Source organism: Millisia brevis NBRC 105863 (genome assembly GCF_001552615.1).
In the GTDB taxonomy this organism is placed as follows: Bacteria; Actinomycetota; Actinomycetes; order Mycobacteriales; family Mycobacteriaceae; genus Millisia; species Millisia brevis.
In genome coordinates this window covers 25,129-43,130 of record NZ_BCRN01000018.1, presented here as the reverse complement: position 1 = coordinate 43,130, position 18,002 = coordinate 25,129, and the positions used below count along the sequence as shown (strand labels likewise).

18 protein-coding genes are annotated in these 18,002 nt (G+C 69.5%); 6 read left to right on the top strand and 12 right to left on the bottom strand.

The features are described from left to right. Positions 1-17: 17 nt before the first annotated feature. Both MB1_RS20900 and MB1_RS20895 read right to left on the bottom strand, forming a co-directional pair. A complete protein-coding gene (locus tag MB1_RS20900) occupies positions 18-1,115 on the bottom strand; it encodes an acyl-CoA dehydrogenase family protein (RefSeq protein WP_066912164.1) in 1,098 nt (365 codons plus the stop codon). Continuing rightward, positions 1,115-2,260, bottom strand: coding sequence for an acyl-CoA dehydrogenase family protein (locus tag MB1_RS20895; RefSeq protein WP_066912161.1), 1,146 nt, complete (start codon positions 2,258-2,260; stop codon positions 1,115-1,117). Before MB1_RS20895 ends, MB1_RS20900 begins: the two co-directional genes overlap by 1 nt. Positions 2,261-2,603: 343 nt before the next feature. Between MB1_RS20895 and MB1_RS25780 the strand changes: the two genes are divergently transcribed. After that, positions 2,604-3,278, top strand: a complete 675-nt coding sequence (locus MB1_RS25780) for a ribonuclease H family protein (protein ID WP_084352352.1) — start codon at positions 2,604-2,606, stop codon at positions 3,276-3,278. 185 nt (positions 3,279-3,463) lie between these two features. On the opposite strand, the gene MB1_RS20885 is transcribed toward MB1_RS25780, so the two are convergent. The 3 genes from MB1_RS20885 to lat all read right to left on the bottom strand — a co-directional run bounded on the left by MB1_RS20885 (position 3,464) and on the right by lat (position 7,333). After that, on the bottom strand, positions 3,464-3,664 hold the full coding sequence (locus MB1_RS20885) for a cold-shock protein (protein ID WP_066912156.1): 201 nt from the start codon (positions 3,662-3,664) through the stop codon (positions 3,464-3,466). 241 nt (positions 3,665-3,905) lie between these two features. Further along, positions 3,906-5,366 (bottom strand): sensor domain-containing diguanylate cyclase, encoded by a 1,461-nt coding sequence (locus MB1_RS20880; RefSeq protein WP_157084213.1) that lies wholly within the window; start codon positions 5,364-5,366, stop codon positions 3,906-3,908. A gap of 617 nt (positions 5,367-5,983) precedes the next feature. Next, entirely contained in the window at positions 5,984-7,333 is a 1,350-nt protein-coding gene (lat, locus tag MB1_RS20875) for an L-lysine 6-transaminase (RefSeq protein WP_066912151.1), read from the bottom strand. A gap of 123 nt (positions 7,334-7,456) precedes the next feature. Between lat and amaB the strand changes: the two genes are divergently transcribed. The 3 genes from amaB (at position 7,457) to MB1_RS20860 (ending at position 10,420) form a co-directional block, all read left to right on the top strand. Beyond that, positions 7,457-8,986, top strand: coding sequence for an L-piperidine-6-carboxylate dehydrogenase (gene amaB, locus MB1_RS20870; RefSeq protein ID WP_066912149.1), 1,530 nt, complete (start codon positions 7,457-7,459; stop codon positions 8,984-8,986). After that, positions 8,983-9,219, top strand: coding sequence for an RNA-binding S4 domain-containing protein (locus tag MB1_RS20865; RefSeq protein WP_066912146.1), 237 nt, complete (start codon positions 8,983-8,985; stop codon positions 9,217-9,219). The genes amaB and MB1_RS20865 overlap by 4 nt, the downstream gene beginning before the upstream one ends. 103 nt (positions 9,220-9,322) lie before the next feature. Continuing rightward, positions 9,323-10,420 carry a GNAT family N-acetyltransferase gene (locus tag MB1_RS20860; protein ID WP_157084211.1) on the top strand — a complete coding sequence of 366 codons (1,098 nt, stop codon included), beginning with the start codon at positions 9,323-9,325 and terminating at the stop codon, positions 10,418-10,420. A 33-nt stretch (positions 10,421-10,453) separates the two neighbouring features. On the opposite strand, the gene rraA is transcribed toward MB1_RS20860, so the two are convergent. The 4 genes from rraA to MB1_RS20840 form a co-directional block, all read right to left on the bottom strand. Next, on the bottom strand, positions 10,454-10,957 hold the full coding sequence (rraA, locus tag MB1_RS20855) for a ribonuclease E activity regulator RraA (protein ID WP_066912140.1): 504 nt from the start codon (positions 10,955-10,957) through the stop codon (positions 10,454-10,456). A gap of 72 nt (positions 10,958-11,029) precedes the next feature. Next, positions 11,030-11,407 carry a DUF5313 family protein gene (locus MB1_RS20850; protein ID WP_066912137.1) on the bottom strand — a complete coding sequence of 126 codons (378 nt, stop codon included), beginning with the start codon at positions 11,405-11,407 and terminating at the stop codon, positions 11,030-11,032. A gap of 88 nt (positions 11,408-11,495) precedes the next feature. Next, complete coding sequence (locus MB1_RS20845) at positions 11,496-11,711, bottom strand: hypothetical protein (protein ID WP_169801715.1); 216 nt, start codon at positions 11,709-11,711, stop codon at positions 11,496-11,498. A gap of 56 nt (positions 11,712-11,767) precedes the next feature. After that, the gene (locus MB1_RS20840) at positions 11,768-12,415 is read right to left on the bottom strand and encodes a DUF6474 family protein (protein ID WP_066912131.1); all 648 of its coding nucleotides are present in this window, start codon (positions 12,413-12,415) and stop codon (positions 11,768-11,770) included. Positions 12,416-12,641: 226 nt separating this feature from the next. Here MB1_RS20840 and MB1_RS20835 point away from each other — a divergent pair, with 226 nt between their 5' ends. Continuing rightward, a complete protein-coding gene (locus MB1_RS20835; protein ID WP_245650297.1) occupies positions 12,642-14,264 on the top strand; it encodes a TM0106 family RecB-like putative nuclease in 1,623 nt (540 codons plus the stop codon). Positions 14,265-14,280: 16 nt separating this feature from the next. Here the strand turns inward: MB1_RS20835 and MB1_RS20830 are convergent, their stop codons facing one another. After that, the gene (locus tag MB1_RS20830) at positions 14,281-15,048 is read right to left on the bottom strand and encodes an SDR family NAD(P)-dependent oxidoreductase (RefSeq protein ID WP_066912128.1); all 768 of its coding nucleotides are present in this window, start codon (positions 15,046-15,048) and stop codon (positions 14,281-14,283) included. A 132-nt stretch (positions 15,049-15,180) separates the two neighbouring features. Continuing rightward, positions 15,181-15,957, bottom strand: a complete 777-nt coding sequence (locus tag MB1_RS20825) for a TMEM165/GDT1 family protein (RefSeq protein WP_084352350.1) — start codon at positions 15,955-15,957, stop codon at positions 15,181-15,183. Between the two features lie 311 nt (positions 15,958-16,268). On the opposite strand from MB1_RS20825, the gene MB1_RS20820 reads away from it, so the two are divergent. Continuing rightward, positions 16,269-16,712, top strand: a complete 444-nt coding sequence (locus MB1_RS20820; RefSeq protein WP_066912125.1) for a MarR family winged helix-turn-helix transcriptional regulator — start codon at positions 16,269-16,271, stop codon at positions 16,710-16,712. Positions 16,713-16,731: 19 nt separating this feature from the next. Here MB1_RS20820 and MB1_RS20815 read toward each other — a convergent pair whose 3' ends face one another. Further along, a complete protein-coding gene (locus MB1_RS20815; RefSeq protein ID WP_281190317.1) occupies positions 16,732-17,757 on the bottom strand; it encodes a TerC family protein in 1,026 nt (341 codons plus the stop codon). Between the last annotated feature and the right edge of the window lie 245 nt (positions 17,758-18,002).

The following is an 18,002-nucleotide window of genomic DNA, read 5'->3' as shown; positions in this document are numbered from 1 at the left end:
TCCGACGCACGCGCGAGTCAGGTGCGCGTCATCCACCGCCAGACGTCGCCGTCCGCGGCGACGGCGGATTCGAGCAGTTCGCGGTCCCACGCACCGACCGGACCGAACTCGCTGCGCCAGGAAAGAATTCGGTTGGTGTGTCGGTGCAATTCATGTTCGCGGGTGGTACCGATCGCGCCGAGCACCTGGTGGGCATTGCGGGCGATCACCGCGGCGGCGTGTCCGGTCACCGACGCGGCGACCGCCACGGCCTGCCGCGCCATGGGATCGAGAGGCGGCGAACCCGCCGGCGTCGATCCCGTCGGGGCGGCGTCCGAACCGGATCCGACCTCGGCGGATAGGGCGGCCGCTTCCACCGCGCCCTCGGCGGCCGCCCGGGCGAGTTCGGCTTCGCAGGCCAGATCGGAGACCATCCGCTGCACCGCCTGAAAGCGCGCGATCGGGCGACCGAACTGCACGCGTCCGGTGGCGTGCTCGACCACCAGCGCGACGATGCGTTCGGCGGCGCCGCTGATCGCCAACGCCCGCGCGAGCGCGCCGCGATAGCGGTAGTCATCTGCGACGTGCGCCGGTACGGGCGTACCCGAGGCCTGCCCGATGATCTCGATGTGGTCGCGCGGCTCGCCGGCCAGATTGGTAGCCGGGGTCACCTCGACGGCGGCGATGTCCAGATCGGCGACACCCCATCCGCCGTCATCGGTGGGAATCAGGACGGTGATCGCCTCGGCCGCGCGTGCCCACGGCACCCAGCGAGCCCGCCCGTCACGCAGAACCGCCGCGGTGCGCAGCCGACCATCCACCGGCAGGCCGGCCTGTTCGAGCAGCCAGGTCGCCAGCAGGTCGTGTTCGGCGATCGGCACCGCGGCGGCGGATCGCCCGGCGGCGGTCAGCAGGACGTCGGCCTCCCGCCAGCCGGCGCCGGACCCACCGACCGACTCGCTCGCGGTGAGCCGTTGCAGGCCCAGCTCGTCCAGCGTCGCCCACAGCGCGGCGTCCAGGGGAACGGTGCCGTCCTCGTCGGTCGCCGGCTCGGGGCCGACGGTGAACAGATCGGCGAGCATCGCGGCGAGGTCCGCGAGCTCGGTGGACCGATCATCGGCGGTCGGTGCGGCCATCAGCGCATCCCCAATCCACGTGCGACGACCCCGCGAAGGATCTCGTTGGTACCACCGCGCAGGGTGAATCCGGGGCGCTGCCAGACGCCGGCGCGGATCAGGTCGGCGATGCGATCGTTGGCGGCGGCGTAACCGACGATCTCGTCGGCCAGGTCGGCGATATCGCCCTCGATCGTCGTGCCGAGGATCTTGACCACCGAGGCGGACAGATCGGCCTTCTCGCCGCGCTGCAGCGACTCGGCCACCGCGGTGGACATGCGGCGCAGGGTCACCATCCGCGCCAGGGTCGCGCCGATGCGCGGGTCGGCGGGGGCGTCCCCGGCGGCGACGGCGTCGACCAACCCGTCGAGCACGCCGAGCGTCGAGAGGAACCGTTCCGGGCCGCTGCGTTCGTAGCCGAGTTCGCCGGTGACCTGCCGCCAGCCGTTGCCGATCTCCCCGAAGACCAGTTCGTCGGGGATGAAGACGTCGTCGAGCAGGACCTCGTTGAAGTGGTGGTGCCCGGACATCGAGATCACCGGCCGGATGGTGACCCCCGGCGAGTCGAGCAACACGATGAACTGGCTGAGCCCGGCGTGGCGGTGTTCGGTGTCGAGCGGGGCGGTGCGCACCAGCGCGAAGAAGGCATCGGCGTGGTGTGCGCCGGAGGTCCACAGCTTGGTACCGCTGATCCGCCAGCCGCCGTCGACCCGGACGCCGCGAGTGCGCACGCTCGCGAGGTCGGATCCCGTGTCGGGTTCGGACATGCCGATCGCCCAGCAGATCTCGCCGGCCGCGATACCGGGCAGGAATCGCTGCTTCTGTTCCTCGGTGCCGTATTCGAGCAGCGAGGGCGCGGCCTGCCGGTCGGCGATCCAGTGGGTGGCGACCGGGGCGCCGGCGGCGAGCAACTCCTCGGTGACGACGTAGCGCTCCAGGAAGGTGCGGCCGTGGCCGCCGTATTGCTCGGGGATCGTCATCCCGAGCCAGCCCTGCGCGGCGAGCGCCCGGGTGAACTCCGGGTCCGCGCGGGTCAGCCAGGTATCGACCGCGGGCACGAAGCTGCCGGCGGCGATCCGGTCGGCGAGAAATGCCCGTACCCGACCCCGCAACTCGTCGAGTTCGGCCCGGGCGGGACCGGTGGCGGGAACGAGTCGCGCGGTCATGCTGTCATCCTCACGTCCGCCATCATCCCGGGCCGGTCGCCGCCCGGTCCGCCAGGTCGACGGACATATCGCCCGGGCTCGCCGGCAATGGCGACACACAATGGTCGCGGCCAATCCTCGCCGCCTGATCGAACAATTCCGGACGGTCGTCGAACGCATTCGCCCCGGTATCGGCGGACGAACCGACCGACCGCCGATGCCAAGTCCCCCAACTAATCTGACCACTTGGTCCGCTTCTCCGGCGGCGCGCACCGCCGCGGATCCCCGGTCGTCGCAAATTTTGTGGCAACCCGGGCCGCCCGAAATGCCGGGCATTATGGAAAACCAGCCGTATGGTGGGTGCGTGATCATCGTCAGCACCGACGGCTCGTGCCTGCGGAACCCGGGCGGCGCGGTCGGCTGGGCGTGGGTGAACCACCAGGGACCGACCGCATCGGGCGGCGCGACGTCGGGAACCAACCAGGTCGCCGAGTTGACGGCCGTCCTCGAGGCGCTGCGCGCCCATCCGGGCGCCGAACCGATGGTGATCGAAACCGATTCCCAATATGCGGTGAACTGCGCGACGGAATGGCTGCCCGGCTGGAAACGGCGGGGCTGGAAGACCGCATCCGGGTCGCCGGTCAGCAACCGGGAACTGATCGTCGCGATCGATCGGGAGCTGAGCAGCCGGACCGGCCCGGTGCGCTTCCGCTGGGTGCGCGGGCATGTCGGCAATCACTACAACGAGATGGCCGATCGACTCGCCGGGGCCGCCGCTCGCGATGTCGCGAACGGATCGTCGCCGGCGGACGCCCCGGTCTCCGCCACGTCTCCGGGGAGCACGTCTCCGGGGAGCACGTCGCCCGGGAGCACGTCGCCCGGAAGCACCAAGCCGTCCGGGGCCGCCAAGCGCGTACGGGAGGAGCAGTCGGCCGCGACGCCGCCCTCCGCCGGCAGCGGCCGGGCGCCGCGCTCGAAGCGTGCGGAGCGGACCCGCCCTACCGGCGCCGGTTCCGACGACACGCTGACCCTCTTCTGACCGCGGCCGGGCCGCCCCGGCCGCACGGTCCCCGCTTCCGCCGCACGGTCCCCGCTTCGGCCGCAGCGTCCCCGCCGGACGGATAACACCGCCGGACGGACGACAGCGCCGGACTCCGGACAGACAACAACGGCCCCGGGCTGTGAAGCCCGGGGCCGTTGAGAGGTCTAGCTACGCGCTGGAGATCAGAGCGGCCGCACGGCGGTGGCCTGCGGGCCCTTGGCGCCGTCGGTGATCTCGAACTCGACGTTCTGGTTCTCCTCGAGGCTGCGGTAGCCGCGGCCCTCGATCTCGGAGTAGTGGACGAAGACGTCCGGCCCGTCGGTACGGGAGATGAAGCCGAAGCCCTTTTCGGCGTTGAACCACTTGACGGTTCCGACGGTCATGTCGGGTTTCCTTTCGATGCGGGTGCGGGCTCGCGGTCCACGAAGCCCGGGTCGGCTTCTCGACGCGACCCCTCCACACCGGGAAGGGAAACGAGCATCCACGGTTGCCCGCGGACTGTGAAACGGATGACACACAAAAAACAACGACCATCTCCATTAACTCACATCGGGCGCCCTTCCGCACAGTCGGGTCCCGATTCCGACATGCGATCGTGACGCCGGACACGCGGCGCGACGAGCGCTACCGGGACAGCGGCTGACCGGGGGCGATGTGGCCGCGGCCGGCCCGCTTGACGCGGTACATCGCGCTGTCCGCCTCGGCGAGCAGTCGCCGCGGCGAACGCCGATCGTCGTCGTCGATGGTGACGATGCCGATGCTCGCGCCGACCGATACAACCATCGGTTCCTCGCCACCGTCGTCGAGGGTGATCCCCATCGGCTCGTTGAGTTGCTGCTGCAGGCGATCGGCGATCGACACGATGTCCCGGGCGCGCCGGCAGCCCAGCACCAGGACCACGAATTCGTCGCCGCCCAACCGCCCGATCACGTCGTCGCGGCGCAGATTGCCGCGCAGACGTTGCGCGAAGACCCGCAGGACCTCGTCGCCGGCCAGGTGGCCGTGGGTGTCGTTGACCAGTTTGAGTCGGTCGAGGTCGATGAACATCAGCGCGCCGAGGCGGCCGGCGGCGCGCCCGGCCAGGGCGGTGCCGATCCGTTCGATCAACAGCGAGCGACCGGGCAGCCCGGTCAGTTCGTCGTGACCGGCAGCGTAGAGCAGCTTCTCGGCGACCAGTTGCCGCTCGGAGATGTCGACGATCGAGACCACCGCGTGGCCGTCCGCACCGTCCCGCAGCGGCGCGCAGGCCACCGACAGCCACGTCGCGACACCGTCATCGCGATCGAGCCGGCACAACAATTCGGCGGGCAGGTCGTCGGCGAAGTCCTCGTCGCCCGACTCGTCGTGCGCATACGCGGCCCGCGCATGGGGGTCTGCGGGATGCGGGTCGACCGGCAGCACGTTCGGGAAGACCTCGGCGTCGTCCTCGGTGCGCAGGTCCAGCGTGCGCAGACTGTCGCCCGGCCGCAGCCCGGTGATCCGGGTCGCGGCCGGATTGGCCCACAGGATCCGCGCGCGGCGGTCGACGATCGCGATGCCCTCGTCGAGGCCGGCGACCACCATCTCGGCCAGCCGGCCGAGGCCCTCGGTGACCCGCTGGGCGAGCGGCCCGGCCGAGATCGGACGGCCCGGGTCCGTGCCGCGCCAGGGATGCGGTTCACCGGCGGCGAGCGAGCGCAGGGTGTGGGGTTCGGCGTGCTCGAACTGCGCGAGGGCCGTTTCGGCATCGCCGCCGAGGACCAGCAGCTGCAGATCGGCGCCCAGGGCCGGATCGGGTCGCAGGACGGTCGCCCCGACCTCGACCATGGTGGCGTCGCAGCGCCGCACGACCAGAGTCGCGGGCATCCCGCCGACCGGCGGCTGCGGATCGAGCAACCGGGTCCGCACGAAGCAGTCGCGGACGGATCGACCCAGCATCGTCTCGGTCGCCGGCGCGGCCCACAGCCGGGCGGCGGCCTCATTGAGATAGGCGACGTGTCCGTCACGGATCGCGCAGACCGGTGTCGGGGCACGATCGAACAGCACGCCCAGTACGCCCGTCGGCCGATCACGAATGCCTTCGAGATGAGCGGCGACGTCATTCACGGCGCATCACCTCGCCATTCAGGGTTCACCAATTATCGCGGTGCCGTATACCGACAGGAACCCCGCCGAGCATAGCCGGGTTTGCCGACAGAACCGCGCCCTCGTGAGGCGAATTCTTACCCCCGTTTGCGCGGTCGACAAGCAACTCGAAGCGCCTTTTCGACCGATATATCAGACCGGTGGACATCCACGGGCGGACGTGTCGGGAGATTATCCCGTAATCGACGATCATCCGGGATAGCAATCGCATATACCAGCGGCTATGTCGACCTGCGGTACAACCTGCGGTCCACCGCGGCCATCGGCGTGACCCGCAGCGACCGGTCGGATCGCCGATGCTCGGACCGACCGCATTCCCACAATTGTCCCGACCGGTCCACGCGTCCCCGACTACCGCCCTTCTCCCCGGCAGCAGCTTTTCTTTTGTCCGTTGTCGACGAAGGCGATGAGGTAAATGGGGACAAAGCCGCCGAACCGACGCATTGTTCCGACGACTGCGACGTTTCGACGGAATAGGGGCGGGCGCGCCGGATCAGCTTCGTATGCGGTCCGGCGCGCCCGGCTTCGGGTTGGCTTTCCTATGCCGGCCCATCGGGCGCCGGCGCGGATCGAGCGGGTCAGATGCCCTCGCGGCGCAGCACCGTATCGAGGGCGGCAACCGCTTCGTCCAACTCGCCGCGCTCGACGGCCAGCGACGGCCGGAAGCGCACGCTGCGCTCGCCGCAGCCCAACAGCAAGACGCGCTCGTCGGCGTAGAGGCTCGTGGTCACCCGGTCGCGCACCTGCGCATCGGGAAGCGATACCGCCCGCATGAGGCCGCGACCGCGCACGTTGTCCAGCAGCGGATGCCGAGAGCCGAGGTCGGTCAACAGGTCGCCGAGGTAGGCGCCGTTGTCGGCGGCCCGCTCGATCAGACCGTCCCGCTCGATGATCTCGAGGATGCGACGGGAGCGGACCATATCGGTCAGGTTGCCACCCCAGGTCGAGTTGATCCGCGAGCTCGTCCGGAAGACGTTGTCCGGGACCTCGTCGACCCGCCGACCGGCCATGATGCCGCAGACCTGGGTCTTCTTGCCGAACGAGACGATGTCGGGATCGACGCCCAACTGCTGGTAGGCCCACGCGGTGCCGGTGATGCCGACGCCGGTCTGCACCTCGTCGAAGATCAGCAGCGCGTCGAACTCGTCGCACAATGCGCGCAGCCCCCGCAGGAAGCGGGGGCGCAGGTGATGGTCACCACCCTCGCCCTGAATCGGTTCGACGATCGCGCAGGCGATGTCGTGCGGATGCGCTTCGAAGGCGGCGCGGGCGGCAGCGAGCGAGGCGTCCTCGAGGGCGTCGAGATCGACACCGGGCCGCACGTACGGCGACGGGATGCGCGGCCAGTCGAAGGTCGGGAAGCGGGCGGTCTTGTTCGGATCGGTATTGGTCAGCGACAGGGTGTAGCCGCTGCGGCCGTGGAAGGCGTGCTCGAGGTGCAGTACCCGGGTGCCGAGCGCCGGGTCGATACCGCGCGACTCGTTGTGGCGGCTCTTCCAGTCGAAGGCGGTCTTGAGGGCGTTCTCCACCGCCAGGGCGCCGCCGTCGATGAAGAACAGGTGTGGGAGGGCGGGGTCGCCGAGCACCCTGGCGAAGGTGTCGACGAAGCGCGCCTGCGGCACCGAATAGATGTCGGAGTTGCTCGGCTTGTTGACCGCGACCTCGGCCAACTCCGCCCGTAGCTGCGGATCACCCGCGACATCCGGGTGGTTGAAGCCCAGGGCCGAAGACGCGAAGAAGGTGAACATGTCGAGATAGCGGGCGCCGGTACGCGCATCGACCAGGCGGGAGCCGCGCGAGCGGTCCAGGTCGAGAACGAGGTCGTAACCGTCGGCCAGGATGTGCGCCGACAGGACCGAATGCACCAGCTCCGGCCCGATGGAACTATCGACTGCCGCAACCGGCTCGGACTGTAAGATATCGGTCATAGTGACGATTGTGCGTTATTTTTTCCGGCACATCAATCGGATCATAGGATTATCTCCCAGCCGTTCGATGTCGGACGGAAACGGCCGACTATCGTCGAACGTCGAGACGAAAGGTGGACACCGGTGACAACCGCTCAGACAACGGTCACGGATCGAGCACGCCGCATTCTGGAGGCGGTCGGCACGACGCTGCCCGACGCCGACCCGTCCGCCGAGGCGGTGATCGCCCGGTCGCCGATCACCGGCGAGACCATCGCGCGGGTGCCCGCGACCACCGACGTCGACGCGGTGATCGCCCGGGCGCAGCAGGCGTTCACCACGTGGCGCTCGGTGCCCGCCCCGGTGCGCGGTGCGGTCGTGCGCGAACTCGGCGAACTGCTGCGCGAACACAAGGCCGATCTGGGTGAACTGGTGTCGATCGAGGCGGGCAAGATCCGCAGCGAGGGCCTCGGCGAGGTCCAGGAGATGATCGACATCTGCGACTTCGGCGTCGGACTGTCCCGCCAGCTCTACGGATTGACGATCGCCACCGAGCGGCCGGGCCACCGGATGATGGAGCAGTGGCATCCGCTCGGCCCGATCGCGGTGATCACCGCCTTCAACTTCCCGGTGGCGGTGTGGTCCTGGAATACGGTGCTGGCCCTGGTCTCCGGCGACACCGTCGTCTGGAAGCCCTCGGAGAAGACCCCGCTGACCGGCCTCGCGGTCCAGGCGATCATGGAGGAGGCGGCGCGCCGCGCGGGCGCCGATCCCGCGATCGCCCAGTTGGTGATCGGTGACCGCGCCGTCGGCGAGGCCCTGGTGGACGACACCCGCATCGCGCTGGTCTCGGCGACCGGATCGACGCGGATGGGCGCGCAGGTCGCTCCCCGCGTGGCCGCGCGCTTCGGCCGCGTCCTGCTCGAACTGGGCGGCAACAACGCCGCGATCGTCGCCCCCTCGGCGGACATCGACCTGACCGTGCGCGGCCTGGTCTTCTCCGCCGCGGGTACCGCCGGTCAACGCTGCACCTCGCTGCGCCGGGTGATCGCGCACGAGTCGATCGCCGACGAACTGGTCGAGCGGCTCGCCAAGGCGTACGCCAGCCTGCCGATCGGCTCGCCGCTCGAGGCGGACACCCTGGTCGGCCCGCTGATCGATCAGCAGGCCTACAACGGTTTCACCGCCGCACTGAGCGCGGCCGCCGAGCAGGGCGGATCGATCGTGGCCGGCGGCGATCGGGTCGCGGTCGGCGGCGACTCCGGTGACGACGCGTACTACGTCCATCCGACGATCGTGCGGATGCCGGAGCAGTCCGCGGTGGTGCGCAGCGAGACGTTCGCACCGATCCTCTACGTGCTGACGTACTCCGACTTCGACGAGGCGATCGCGCTGAACAACGATGTGCCGCAGGGCCTGTCGTCGTCGGTCTTCACCACCGACCTGCGCGAGGCGGAGCGCTTCCTGTCGGCGAGCGGGTCCGACTGCGGCATCGCGAACGTCAACATCGGCCCCTCCGGGGCGGAGATCGGCGGCGCCTTCGGCGGGGAGAAGGAGACCGGCGGTGGCCGCGAGTCCGGCTCGGACGCGTGGCGCGGTTATATGCGACGGACGACCAATACCGTCAATTACAGCTCCGAACTGCCCCTCGCGCAGGGGGTGCAGTTCGGGTGACCCAACGACGGGTACTGACGATCCGCGACGGCTCGATCCGGCTGGGTCAGGCGCTCAAGCTGGCCGACCTGGTCGACTCGGGCACGGACGCGAAGGATCTGATCGGCGCGGGCGAGGTGCTGGTCAACGGCACGGTCGACACCCGCCGGGGCCGCCAATTGGTCGCCGGGGACGTCGTCGAGGTCGCCGGCTTGTCGGTGGTCATCGAGACCGAGGCTGCCGGCGACGCCTGAACAACGGTGCGAGGAGCCGGTGGTCGCCTCGCCGGCCGCCGGTGCACCGTCCATTCCGGAAGCGGACAAATAACCCGGATCGCCGCCCTGGTATAAGTATTGGGTGCCGACCGTAGAACCATTCGGGAACCTCGCTGTGGTCGGCGACCCGGTAACGGTCGGCGACTGGTCCGATTTGGCCGATCGGGTGGGTGCGCCGTTCACCGAGCGACCGGCCTATGTGGCCGCAACCGCAGGTCTGCCGATCGGTGGACGCGGACTGCCGGGCGTGACGACCGCGGTCGCCGGGATCGTCGACGCCTCGGGCGCTCGAGCGGTCCTGGGGCTGCGCATCCTCGGCGCGGGCCCGTTGCGGTTCGCGACGTCGGCCGGACACCGGTTGGGCGCGGCGAGCGATGCGCTCGTCGACGGGCCGGATTCCGCCGACGCCCTGCTCGACGTGCTGCGACGCGAGCGGCTGCCGCTGACCTTCGACCGCATCCCCACCGACAGCACCTTCCTCGACGCGCTGCGCCGCCGCCGCGACTGGCAGCTCGAGGAGCAGGTCGTCGACGAATCCCCGGTGCTGACCCTCGCCGCCGGCGACGGCGCCCACGACATCCGCAGCGCCCGCTCGCTCAAGCGTCTGCGCACCGCGCTGCGTGCGGTCGAACGCGAACACGGTCCGGTCGAATTTGTCACCGTGTCCGCTCCCGAGGAACTCGCCGCGCGGTGGGCCGACCTGCGCCGCGTGTCCGCCGCCCGCACCGCCTCGATGTCCGGACGGATCGACTACCTCGCCGAGCCGCTGTCCGCATTGGTCGAATCGACACTGACCGCGGAAGCGCGGGAGGGACGGCTGCTGATCGCCGGCATGGTGGTCGGCGACACCTGGATGGCGCACGAGATCTCGCTGCGCTCCGGGCGCACGCTGCACAGCTGGCTCTCGCACTTCGACCCGGCGATCGCGTCGGGCCAGCCCGGACACCAGATCCTGGCCCAACTGGCGGACAAGCACGACGGACTCGACTTCGACCGCCTCGACCACGGCATCGGCACCAACGGGATCAAGAATGCCTGGTCGGGACCCGACAGCTATTCGGTCTCCCGGGTGCGGGCGGTTCCGGCCGGACCGCGCGGTCGCATCCTGGGCGCCGCGTTGCGCGGCGGGGACATCGCACGCCGGCGCCTGCGCCGCGCGCCGAAGCAGACCGAGGACTGACCGGACCGCGGACGGGCCGCGGTCCGGCCGAGGTCAGGACTCGTCGACCGGCAACGGCTCCGCGACGACCACGATTCCGTCCTCGTCGGAGTAGACGTACTCGCCGGGCTCGAACCGGATGCCACCGAATTCGACCGCGACGTCGAGCGCCGACCCGTTGCCGGTCTGGGTCGACTTGCGCGGGTTGGTGCCCAGCGCCTTCACGCCGATGTCCAGTCCGGCGAGCAGCGCCGAATCGCGCACCGCACCGTTGACGATGACCCCCGACCAGCCGTTGTCGACACCGAATCCGGCGATGACGTCACCGACCAGGGCGGTGTGCACGCTGCCGCCGCCGTCGACCACGAGTACGCCGCCCTTCCCGGGCTTCTTCATCGTTTCCTTGACCAGGAGGTTGTCCTGGAAGGTGAGGATCGTCGTCACTCGACCGCTGAACCGGGCGCGACCACCGATATTGCGAAATGCGGTGTCGCAGCTACGGATATCCGGACCGATACGGTCGGCGAGGTCGGCGGTGGCGATGAACGATTCGGTCATGTCCGAAACTGTAACCGCGGGGACTCGACGGTTACGGATCCCCCTGCGACCGGCCGCGACGAGGGTGCACGATCAGGCGCGGTGCCGACGCTCGTAGTCCGCGCGCATCGCCGACTCCGCCCGGTCGGCCCGCTCGTGGACCAATTCCGGATCGAGACCGTGTACCGCCAGCCGGTGGCGGCGGTACACCGTCGACAGGCCGATGCAGAAGTACGCCAGCGGTACCAGCAACAGCACGATCATGCCGAGGCTGAGCCACCACGGGCCGGGGACGAAGAACAGCAACGCGAAGATCGGCAACGGCGGAACGACAAACCGTGCGACGTAACGGCCGGTGGCGCCGGGGCCCACCAGGTCCTCACGGACCCACTCCCGCAGGTCTTCCGGCAACACCGCACCGAACTGGTAGCGCACGAATTGTCCGGCGCTCGGTCGCGCGGTGCTGGTCATACCCATGTGCTTACCACCGAATGCCCGATTCTGACCAGGGTGCGCTCGGTCTCGATCGGCGAGACCTCCACCTCACGCGCCGACGGGCCTACCGCTCGGCGTGCCGAAGGGAACGCAGAACGGCGAGCAGCCCACCGACGGCCACCACGGTCGCGACACCCACAAACGGCCACGCCGGCAGCGCGCCGTCGACCGGATTCGAGGTGACGACCACCGAATGGGCGCCCGCCGGGCCGACGCCGAGGACCAGCGACGTGGCGATCGCGGCCATGACCACCAGGACGCCCGCCAGCAGCAGGCGCACCGGCCTCGAGGTCCGATCGCCCCGTCCGACGGTCCGGCGGATCGATCCGGCGAGGGTCATCGCACGCCCAGCCGCGCCAGCAGATCGGCCTCGATACCCGCCAGCTCCACGTCGATCGACGAATGTGCCGCCCGACGACGGGCCGCCGGCATCGGTTCGGCCGCGGAGACGGCGGTCGCGAGCTTGCCGAGCCGGTCACCGACCTCGGCCGCGAACTCCTTGGTCTCGCGATCCTGCGGCTGCAACTCGCGCACCCGGCCCAGCGAGGTCTCGGCGTGTGCGATGCGCGCCGAGAGCCCGGCTCCGTGCCCGGAGAACTGGGCGAGTTCCTGCACGCTGACGCCGAGCTTCGCGGCGCGGCGCTGGTCGAGCTGGGCGCGCAGCGCGGTCGCCGCCTGGTAGACGATCGGTGCGAGCACCGGAACGGCGATCTGCGCGACCGCGACATAGCGCCGGACATTCGACACGGTCAGCAGCTTGCGATTGGCCGCCTTCTCCTGCGCCGCCAGCGTGCGCAGCTGCGCCTGCTCGACCTTGAGCTGCGCATCCTCCAGCCGCCGCTGCGACCGCAATGCCCGGCGGCGATACTTGCGGTCGTTGCGCGCGGTCAGCTTGGCCTCGAGTTCGGCCTTGCGGGTGATCGCCTTTTCCTCCGCCTTGGCCAGGCGGCGCTCCCGCTTGGCCTTCTTGCCGAACAACGCCATGGTCCGTGGTGCCCCTTTGTCCGATCGGGTGCCGCGCGCCGGCCGCGGCGGTGTCCCGGCGCCGGCTGCGTGTCGTCCCTCGCACAATAGTCCGGGCGGATCGGTCGTCGAACGATGGTCCACGGCGCGGCGGGCACGATCCGGCGACGTTCCGCCGCGACCGAACGGCCGGCCGCCGTCGCTTCGCCCCGCGATCGTGTCGCCCCCGCCAACTACGCTTCCCCCTGTGTCCGAGAGCAAGACGTCGATAGAGCCGAGGCCGGTGGGGCCGCCGGTTCCGCTGCTCGGTGCCGACGTGTTGACCCGCTGCGGACATCGGCTCTATCTCGATACCGCGTATCACGCGCTGCTGCGGGACGTCGCCGAACCGGTGGGCGTCACCCTGCGGCGCGACGCCGCCCGCTCCCATCGCGATACCGTCCGGCTCCGGTTGGCGCAGGACCGATCGAGCATGGTGGTCATCGATGCGGACGCCCCCACCGGCGATCGCATCGCGGCGACCCTGCGGGCCTGCGGCGACGGGGTGGAGCTCATCTGGGGACCGCGCCTGCCGGACGACCGGCGCGGCGGCCGACGGTGGCGGGCCGAGGCGCTGCTCGCCGACCCGGCCGGCGGCTATCTGCCGGTGTTGGTGGTCAATCACAAGGTGGTCGACCCCGGGGCCGGGGCTCTGGTCAGCGACCTCGACCGGTTCGACCCGCAGATCGCCCCGACGCTCAAGCCGCGCCCGCAGCTGCGCGACCAGCTGATGCTCAACCAGGCCCGACTGATCCTCGAGCAGCACGACCTGGCCGCTGCGAGCGGTTTCGGCGCGGTGATCGGCCACGACGGCCGCGTCATGATCGTGCACCGGGCCGCCGACTCCGCTCCGGAGTATCACCGGCGCTTCGACGAGCGCATGGACATCGCCACCGGCCGGCGGATCACCGGCGCCGGGCGGATCTCCGAATGCCGCAGCTGTCCGTGGTGGTCGGAATGCGAGCGAGTCCTCGGCGAACGCCACGACATCTCGCTCGTCGCCCCCGGTGGCCGCGGCGAGGCGCTGCGCGCGGCCGGCATCACGACGATCGACCAGCTGGCCGACTGGCAGGGGCAGCTGCCGACCGGCTGGTCGAAGGGCGACTTCGCGGATGCCGGGGTGATCGCGCGCGCCTGGTTGCAGCAGGTTCCGCTGGTCCGCCGCCGGCCGCAGGTCACCGTGACGCGCGCCGACGTCGAGATCGATGTCGATATGGAGTGCTACCAGGAATTCGGCGCCTACCTGTGGGGCGCCCTGGAGTGGACCGACGGCGGCGAGCGCTACCACCCATTTGTCACCTGGGAGCCGCTGCCCACCGACGACGAGGCCCGCTCGTTCGCCGAGTTCTGGCAGTGGTTGATGCAGCGCCGCGCGCTCGCCCACCGGCGCGGCCAGACCTTTGCGGCCTACTGCTACTCGCGGTTCGCCGAGGACAAGTGGCTCCTGGAGTCGGCGCGGCGCTTCGTCGGCCGGCCGGGCATTCCGACCGTCGAGGAGATCCACGCGTTCATCGACTCACCGGAATGGGTCGACATGTTCGAGGCGGTCGGGCACAACTTCATCGCCCCCGGCGGACGCGGTCTCAAGAAGCTGGCGCCGATGGCCGGCTTCGCCTGGCGCGACGACGAGGCGGGCGGCGAGGCATCGATGGCCTGGTATCGCCGGGCGGTCGGCTACGACGCGGCACCCGACATCGGCCAGCGCACCCGCCTGCTCGAGTACAACGAGGACGATGTGCGCGCCACCCGGGCGCTGCGGGTCTGGATGAGCACTCGGGCGACCGACGAGGTGCCGTTGATCGCACCGTCGTCGGTCGCCCGGGTGAGCTGACGCGTTTGCGCGACCGTTAGCGCGGCGCCATCCGCAGGGCGCCGTCCATGCGGATCGTCTCCCCGTTGAGGTAGTCGTGGCGCACGATGTCCTCGGCCAACTGGGCGTACTCGCCCGGCTGGGCCAACCGATGCGGGAAGGGCACACCCTGCTCGAGGCCCTTGCGGTATTCCTCGGTCACCCCGGCGAGCATCGGGGTGTCGACGATGCCGGGGGCGATCGTGTTGACGCGGATGCCGAACTGGGCGAGGTCGCGGGCGGCCGGGATGGTCATGCCGTGCACGCCGCCCTTGGACGCCGAGTATGCGATCTGGCCGACCTGGCCCTCGAACGCCGCGACCGAGGCGGTGTTGATGACGACGCCGCGCTGGCCGTACTCGTCGACCGGCTCGGTCTTGCTGATCGCGTCGGCCGCCAGGCGCATCACGTTGAACGTGCCCAACAGATTGACGGTGATGACCGTGCGGAACAGCTCCAGGTCGTGCGGGCCCTTCTTGGACAGGATCCGCCCCGCCCAGCCGACACCGGCACAGTTGACGACGATGCGCAGCGGCACGCCGGACTCGACGATGGTGGCGATCGCCGCGGCGACCTCGTCGCCACTGGTCACGTCGGCGGGTAGCAGCGTCACGCCCTCGGGAACGCTGTCACCGGCCTTCTCGATCGACTGGGGCAGGTCGATGCCGAAGACGGTCGCTCCGGCCGCGGCGAAGCGGGCGGCGGTGGCCGCGCCGAGCCCCGACGCCCCTCCGGTGATCACTGCTGCTGAGCCGGCTGGTTCCATGTCGAGTCCTTTCGTCGGGGTAGCAGTTCGTACCGTACCGGTGTCACCGAGAACACAAACGCGCCGAGCGGCCCTCGGGGCCACTCGGCGCGTGTGGTGCGTATGCGAGGTTCGGGCGTCAGCGGCGGTCGATCACCCGCACCGACCCGGTGTCCGAATCGTCCGTCTCGTTGCGACCGGTGAGAACGGCCTCGTCCTCGGCGTTCCCGGCGTTCCCGGTGTTCTCGGTGTTCCTGGGGCGATCGCGTCGGCATCCTGCTTCGGCCGGGTCAGTCGGATCGCCGCGGCGGTGACGGCCGCTCCCACCGCGAGGGCGGCGAGGATGGTGACCGCGGCCGGCAGGCCGAGGGCGTCGCCGATCATCCAGGTACCGGAGACGAAGAACAGCACGCCGGCGCCGATCTTGACCACCCGCTCGGGCAGATGCTTGCCCAGCAGCGCGCCGAGCAGGATCGCCAGGGCGTCGGCGGCGACCATGCCCACGGTCGAGCCGATCCACACGCCGACCCAGTTGTGGTCGGTCGCCAGGGTGATCGTCGCGAGCATCGTCTTGTCGCCGAGCTCGGCGAGCATGAAGGCCAGGGTCACGGCCAGGAAGGCCGATCCGGTGACGCGGGCGGCCTTGCCGGCCTCCGCATCGCTGAGGCTGTCGCCGCGCAACGTCCAGGCACCGAAGATCAGGAAGGCGATACCGGCGATGACGCCGATCAGATGGGTCGGCATCGCGGTGCCGACCGCATGTCCGATCGCGACCGACACCAGGTGGACCAGGCCGGTCGCCGCGGTGATGCCACCGATGACCACCCACCAGCGGTATCGCAAAGCGAAGGTCATCGCCATCAGCTGAGACTTGTCGCCCAACTCGGCGATGAAGATGACCGCGAAGCTCACCACCAATGCAGTGGTCATGACCGATAGAACCTTCCGTCGTGCCGGCGGGAGCCTCTTTGCTCGGCTGCGGCGATGTATCCGTCTGTCGGGCCCGGAATTGCTTGTCTCGAACCGCCGCCGACTGTAGGAATTCGCACCTCGCTCCAGCAATCGAGCGCAAAGGTTAGGGTCACCGAACTTCCTGGTCAGGGCATCGGGACGGCCCGGAAAGGGCCATTGGACACCCGGTCCGACGTGCCGGTTGTCCGACCGCACGGACCGCGCCGAAGGGGTCGAAGCAGGCTCTGAACTGGGCGAATATTCATATAGTAGCCATGTATATTGATGCCATGGCTACAACTTGGTCCTCGGTGGGCCATCGGCTCTGGGTGCTCGCCACCCGATGGCGTGTTGCGGTCGATCGGGCGCTCGAGCCGCACGGATTGACCCATGCGACCTATACGGTCGCGGTCGCCCTGTTCGCGATGAACAACGCCGGGCGCAGCCCGCTCCAGCGCGAACTGGCCGAGGCGATCGGGCTCGAACCGCTCTACGTCTCCAAGCTGGTGCGGGCGGCCGAACGCGACGGCTTCCTGGTCCGCCGACCCGACCCCGGGGACGGGCGCGCCCACCGGCTGACGTTGACCCCGATCGGGCGGGTGCGGCTGCGCGCGGCGGTCGGGGTGGTCACCGCGCTGCAGAACCAGACACTCGCGCCGATCGGCGGCCGCAACGACGAACGGGCCGAACAGCTGGTCGATCTACTCGACCGGCTGCTCGACCCGTCCGGGTGAGAATGGATCCCTATCGGGATCAGATGGTCTTGTCCTCCGAGGCGCCGTCCTCGAGCGCCGCCGCCCGCTCGGCGCGACGGTTGCCGATCGTCAGCGAGGTGACGGTGGTGATCGTCAGGATCGCGAGGATAACCACCAGCGACACGGAGATCGGGACCTCGGGGATGATCGTGATGTGCTCGCCGCCGTTGATGAACGGCAGCTCGTTGGTGTGCATGGCGTGGATGACCAGCTTCGCGCCGATGAACGCGAGGATGGCCGCCAGGCCGTAGTGCAGGTAGACCAGCTTGTCGAGCAGGCCGTCGATCAGGAAGTAGAGCTGGCGCAGGCCCAGCAGCGAGAACGCGTTCGCAGCGACGATCAGGAAGACGCTCTGGGTCAGACCGAAGATCGCCGGGATCGAGTCGACCGCGAACAGCAGGTCGGCGCTGCCGATCGCGATCATCACCATCAGCATCGGGGTGACGAAGAGCTTGCCGTTGCGGCGGACGAACATCTTGTCTTCGACGTACGTGTCGGTGGTCGGCAGCACCTTGCGGACCGCCCGCATGAAGCGGCCCTCTTCGTACTCGTCGTCATCGTCGTCGGAGTTGTGCCGCAGCTGCACCCAGGCGGTGTAGAGCAGGAAGGCGCCGAAGATATAGAAGATGAACGAGAAGTTCTCGACCAGCGCGGCGCCCAGCAGAATGAAGATCACGCGCATGATCAGCGCGATGATGATGCCGATCAACAGCACCTTCTGCTGATAGATACGTGGCACCTTGAACGCCGCCATGATCAGCACGAAGACGAACAGATTATCGACGCTCAGCGACTTCTCGGTGATGTACCCGGCGAAGTACTGCTGCCCGGCGTCACCGCCGAGGCCCCACCAGACGAATCCGCCGAAGATCACCGCCAGCAGCACGTAGGCGGCCGACCACCAGGCCGATTCCTTGAGAGTGGGCGCATGCGGGGTGCGCGCGTGGCCGACGAAGTCGACGACCAACATGACGACGATCAGGCTGATCGTCGCGATCCAGGCCCACACGGGTACGTCGAACACAGATATACCTCCGGCTTCCACCAACGGTCACCGGAGGTCTCTCCCAACCTCGGACGAACGCCGAGGCCGACGGTACCGGGCCGCGGAGAATGCGACCGTGATGACGACACCGCCGTGGCGGGATACTCCCCTCCACTTGCGTACGCCACCATACCGGACAAACGTCGCACCAGCAGCACTACGGAGCCACTCCCCGTTTGTGCCCGATATGTCGGCGGGCCGGTCGCCGATCGGCCGGTTCGGCG

Bases quoted from the DNA above. Each gene is read 5' to 3' on its own strand.
- MB1_RS20900 (WP_066912164.1), bottom strand. From the start codon at position 1,115: ATGGCCGCACCGACCGCCGATGATCGGTCCACCGAGCTCGCGGACCTC.
- MB1_RS20895 (WP_066912161.1), bottom strand. From the start codon at position 2,260: ATGACCGCGCGACTCGTTCCCGCCACCGGTCCCGCCCGGGCCGAACTC.
- MB1_RS20885 (WP_066912156.1), bottom strand. From the start codon at position 3,664: ATGACCGTCGGAACCGTCAAGTGGTTCAACGCCGAAAAGGGCTTCGGC.
- lat (WP_066912151.1), bottom strand. From the start codon at position 7,333: ATGACCGATATCTTACAGTCCGAGCCGGTTGCGGCAGTCGATAGTTCC.
- rraA (WP_066912140.1), bottom strand. From the start codon at position 10,957: ATGACCGAATCGTTCATCGCCACCGCCGACCTCGCCGACCGTATCGGT.
- MB1_RS20850 (WP_066912137.1), bottom strand. From the start codon at position 11,407: ATGACCAGCACCGCGCGACCGAGCGCCGGACAATTCGTGCGCTACCAG.
- MB1_RS20840 (WP_066912131.1), bottom strand. From the start codon at position 12,415: ATGGCGTTGTTCGGCAAGAAGGCCAAGCGGGAGCGCCGCCTGGCCAAG.
- MB1_RS20830 (WP_066912128.1), bottom strand. From the start codon at position 15,048: ATGGAACCAGCCGGCTCAGCAGCAGTGATCACCGGAGGGGCGTCGGGG.
- MB1_RS20825 (WP_084352350.1), bottom strand. From the start codon at position 15,957: ATGACCACTGCATTGGTGGTGAGCTTCGCGGTCATCTTCATCGCCGAG.
- MB1_RS20820 (WP_066912125.1), top strand. From the start codon at position 16,269: ATGGCTACAACTTGGTCCTCGGTGGGCCATCGGCTCTGGGTGCTCGCC.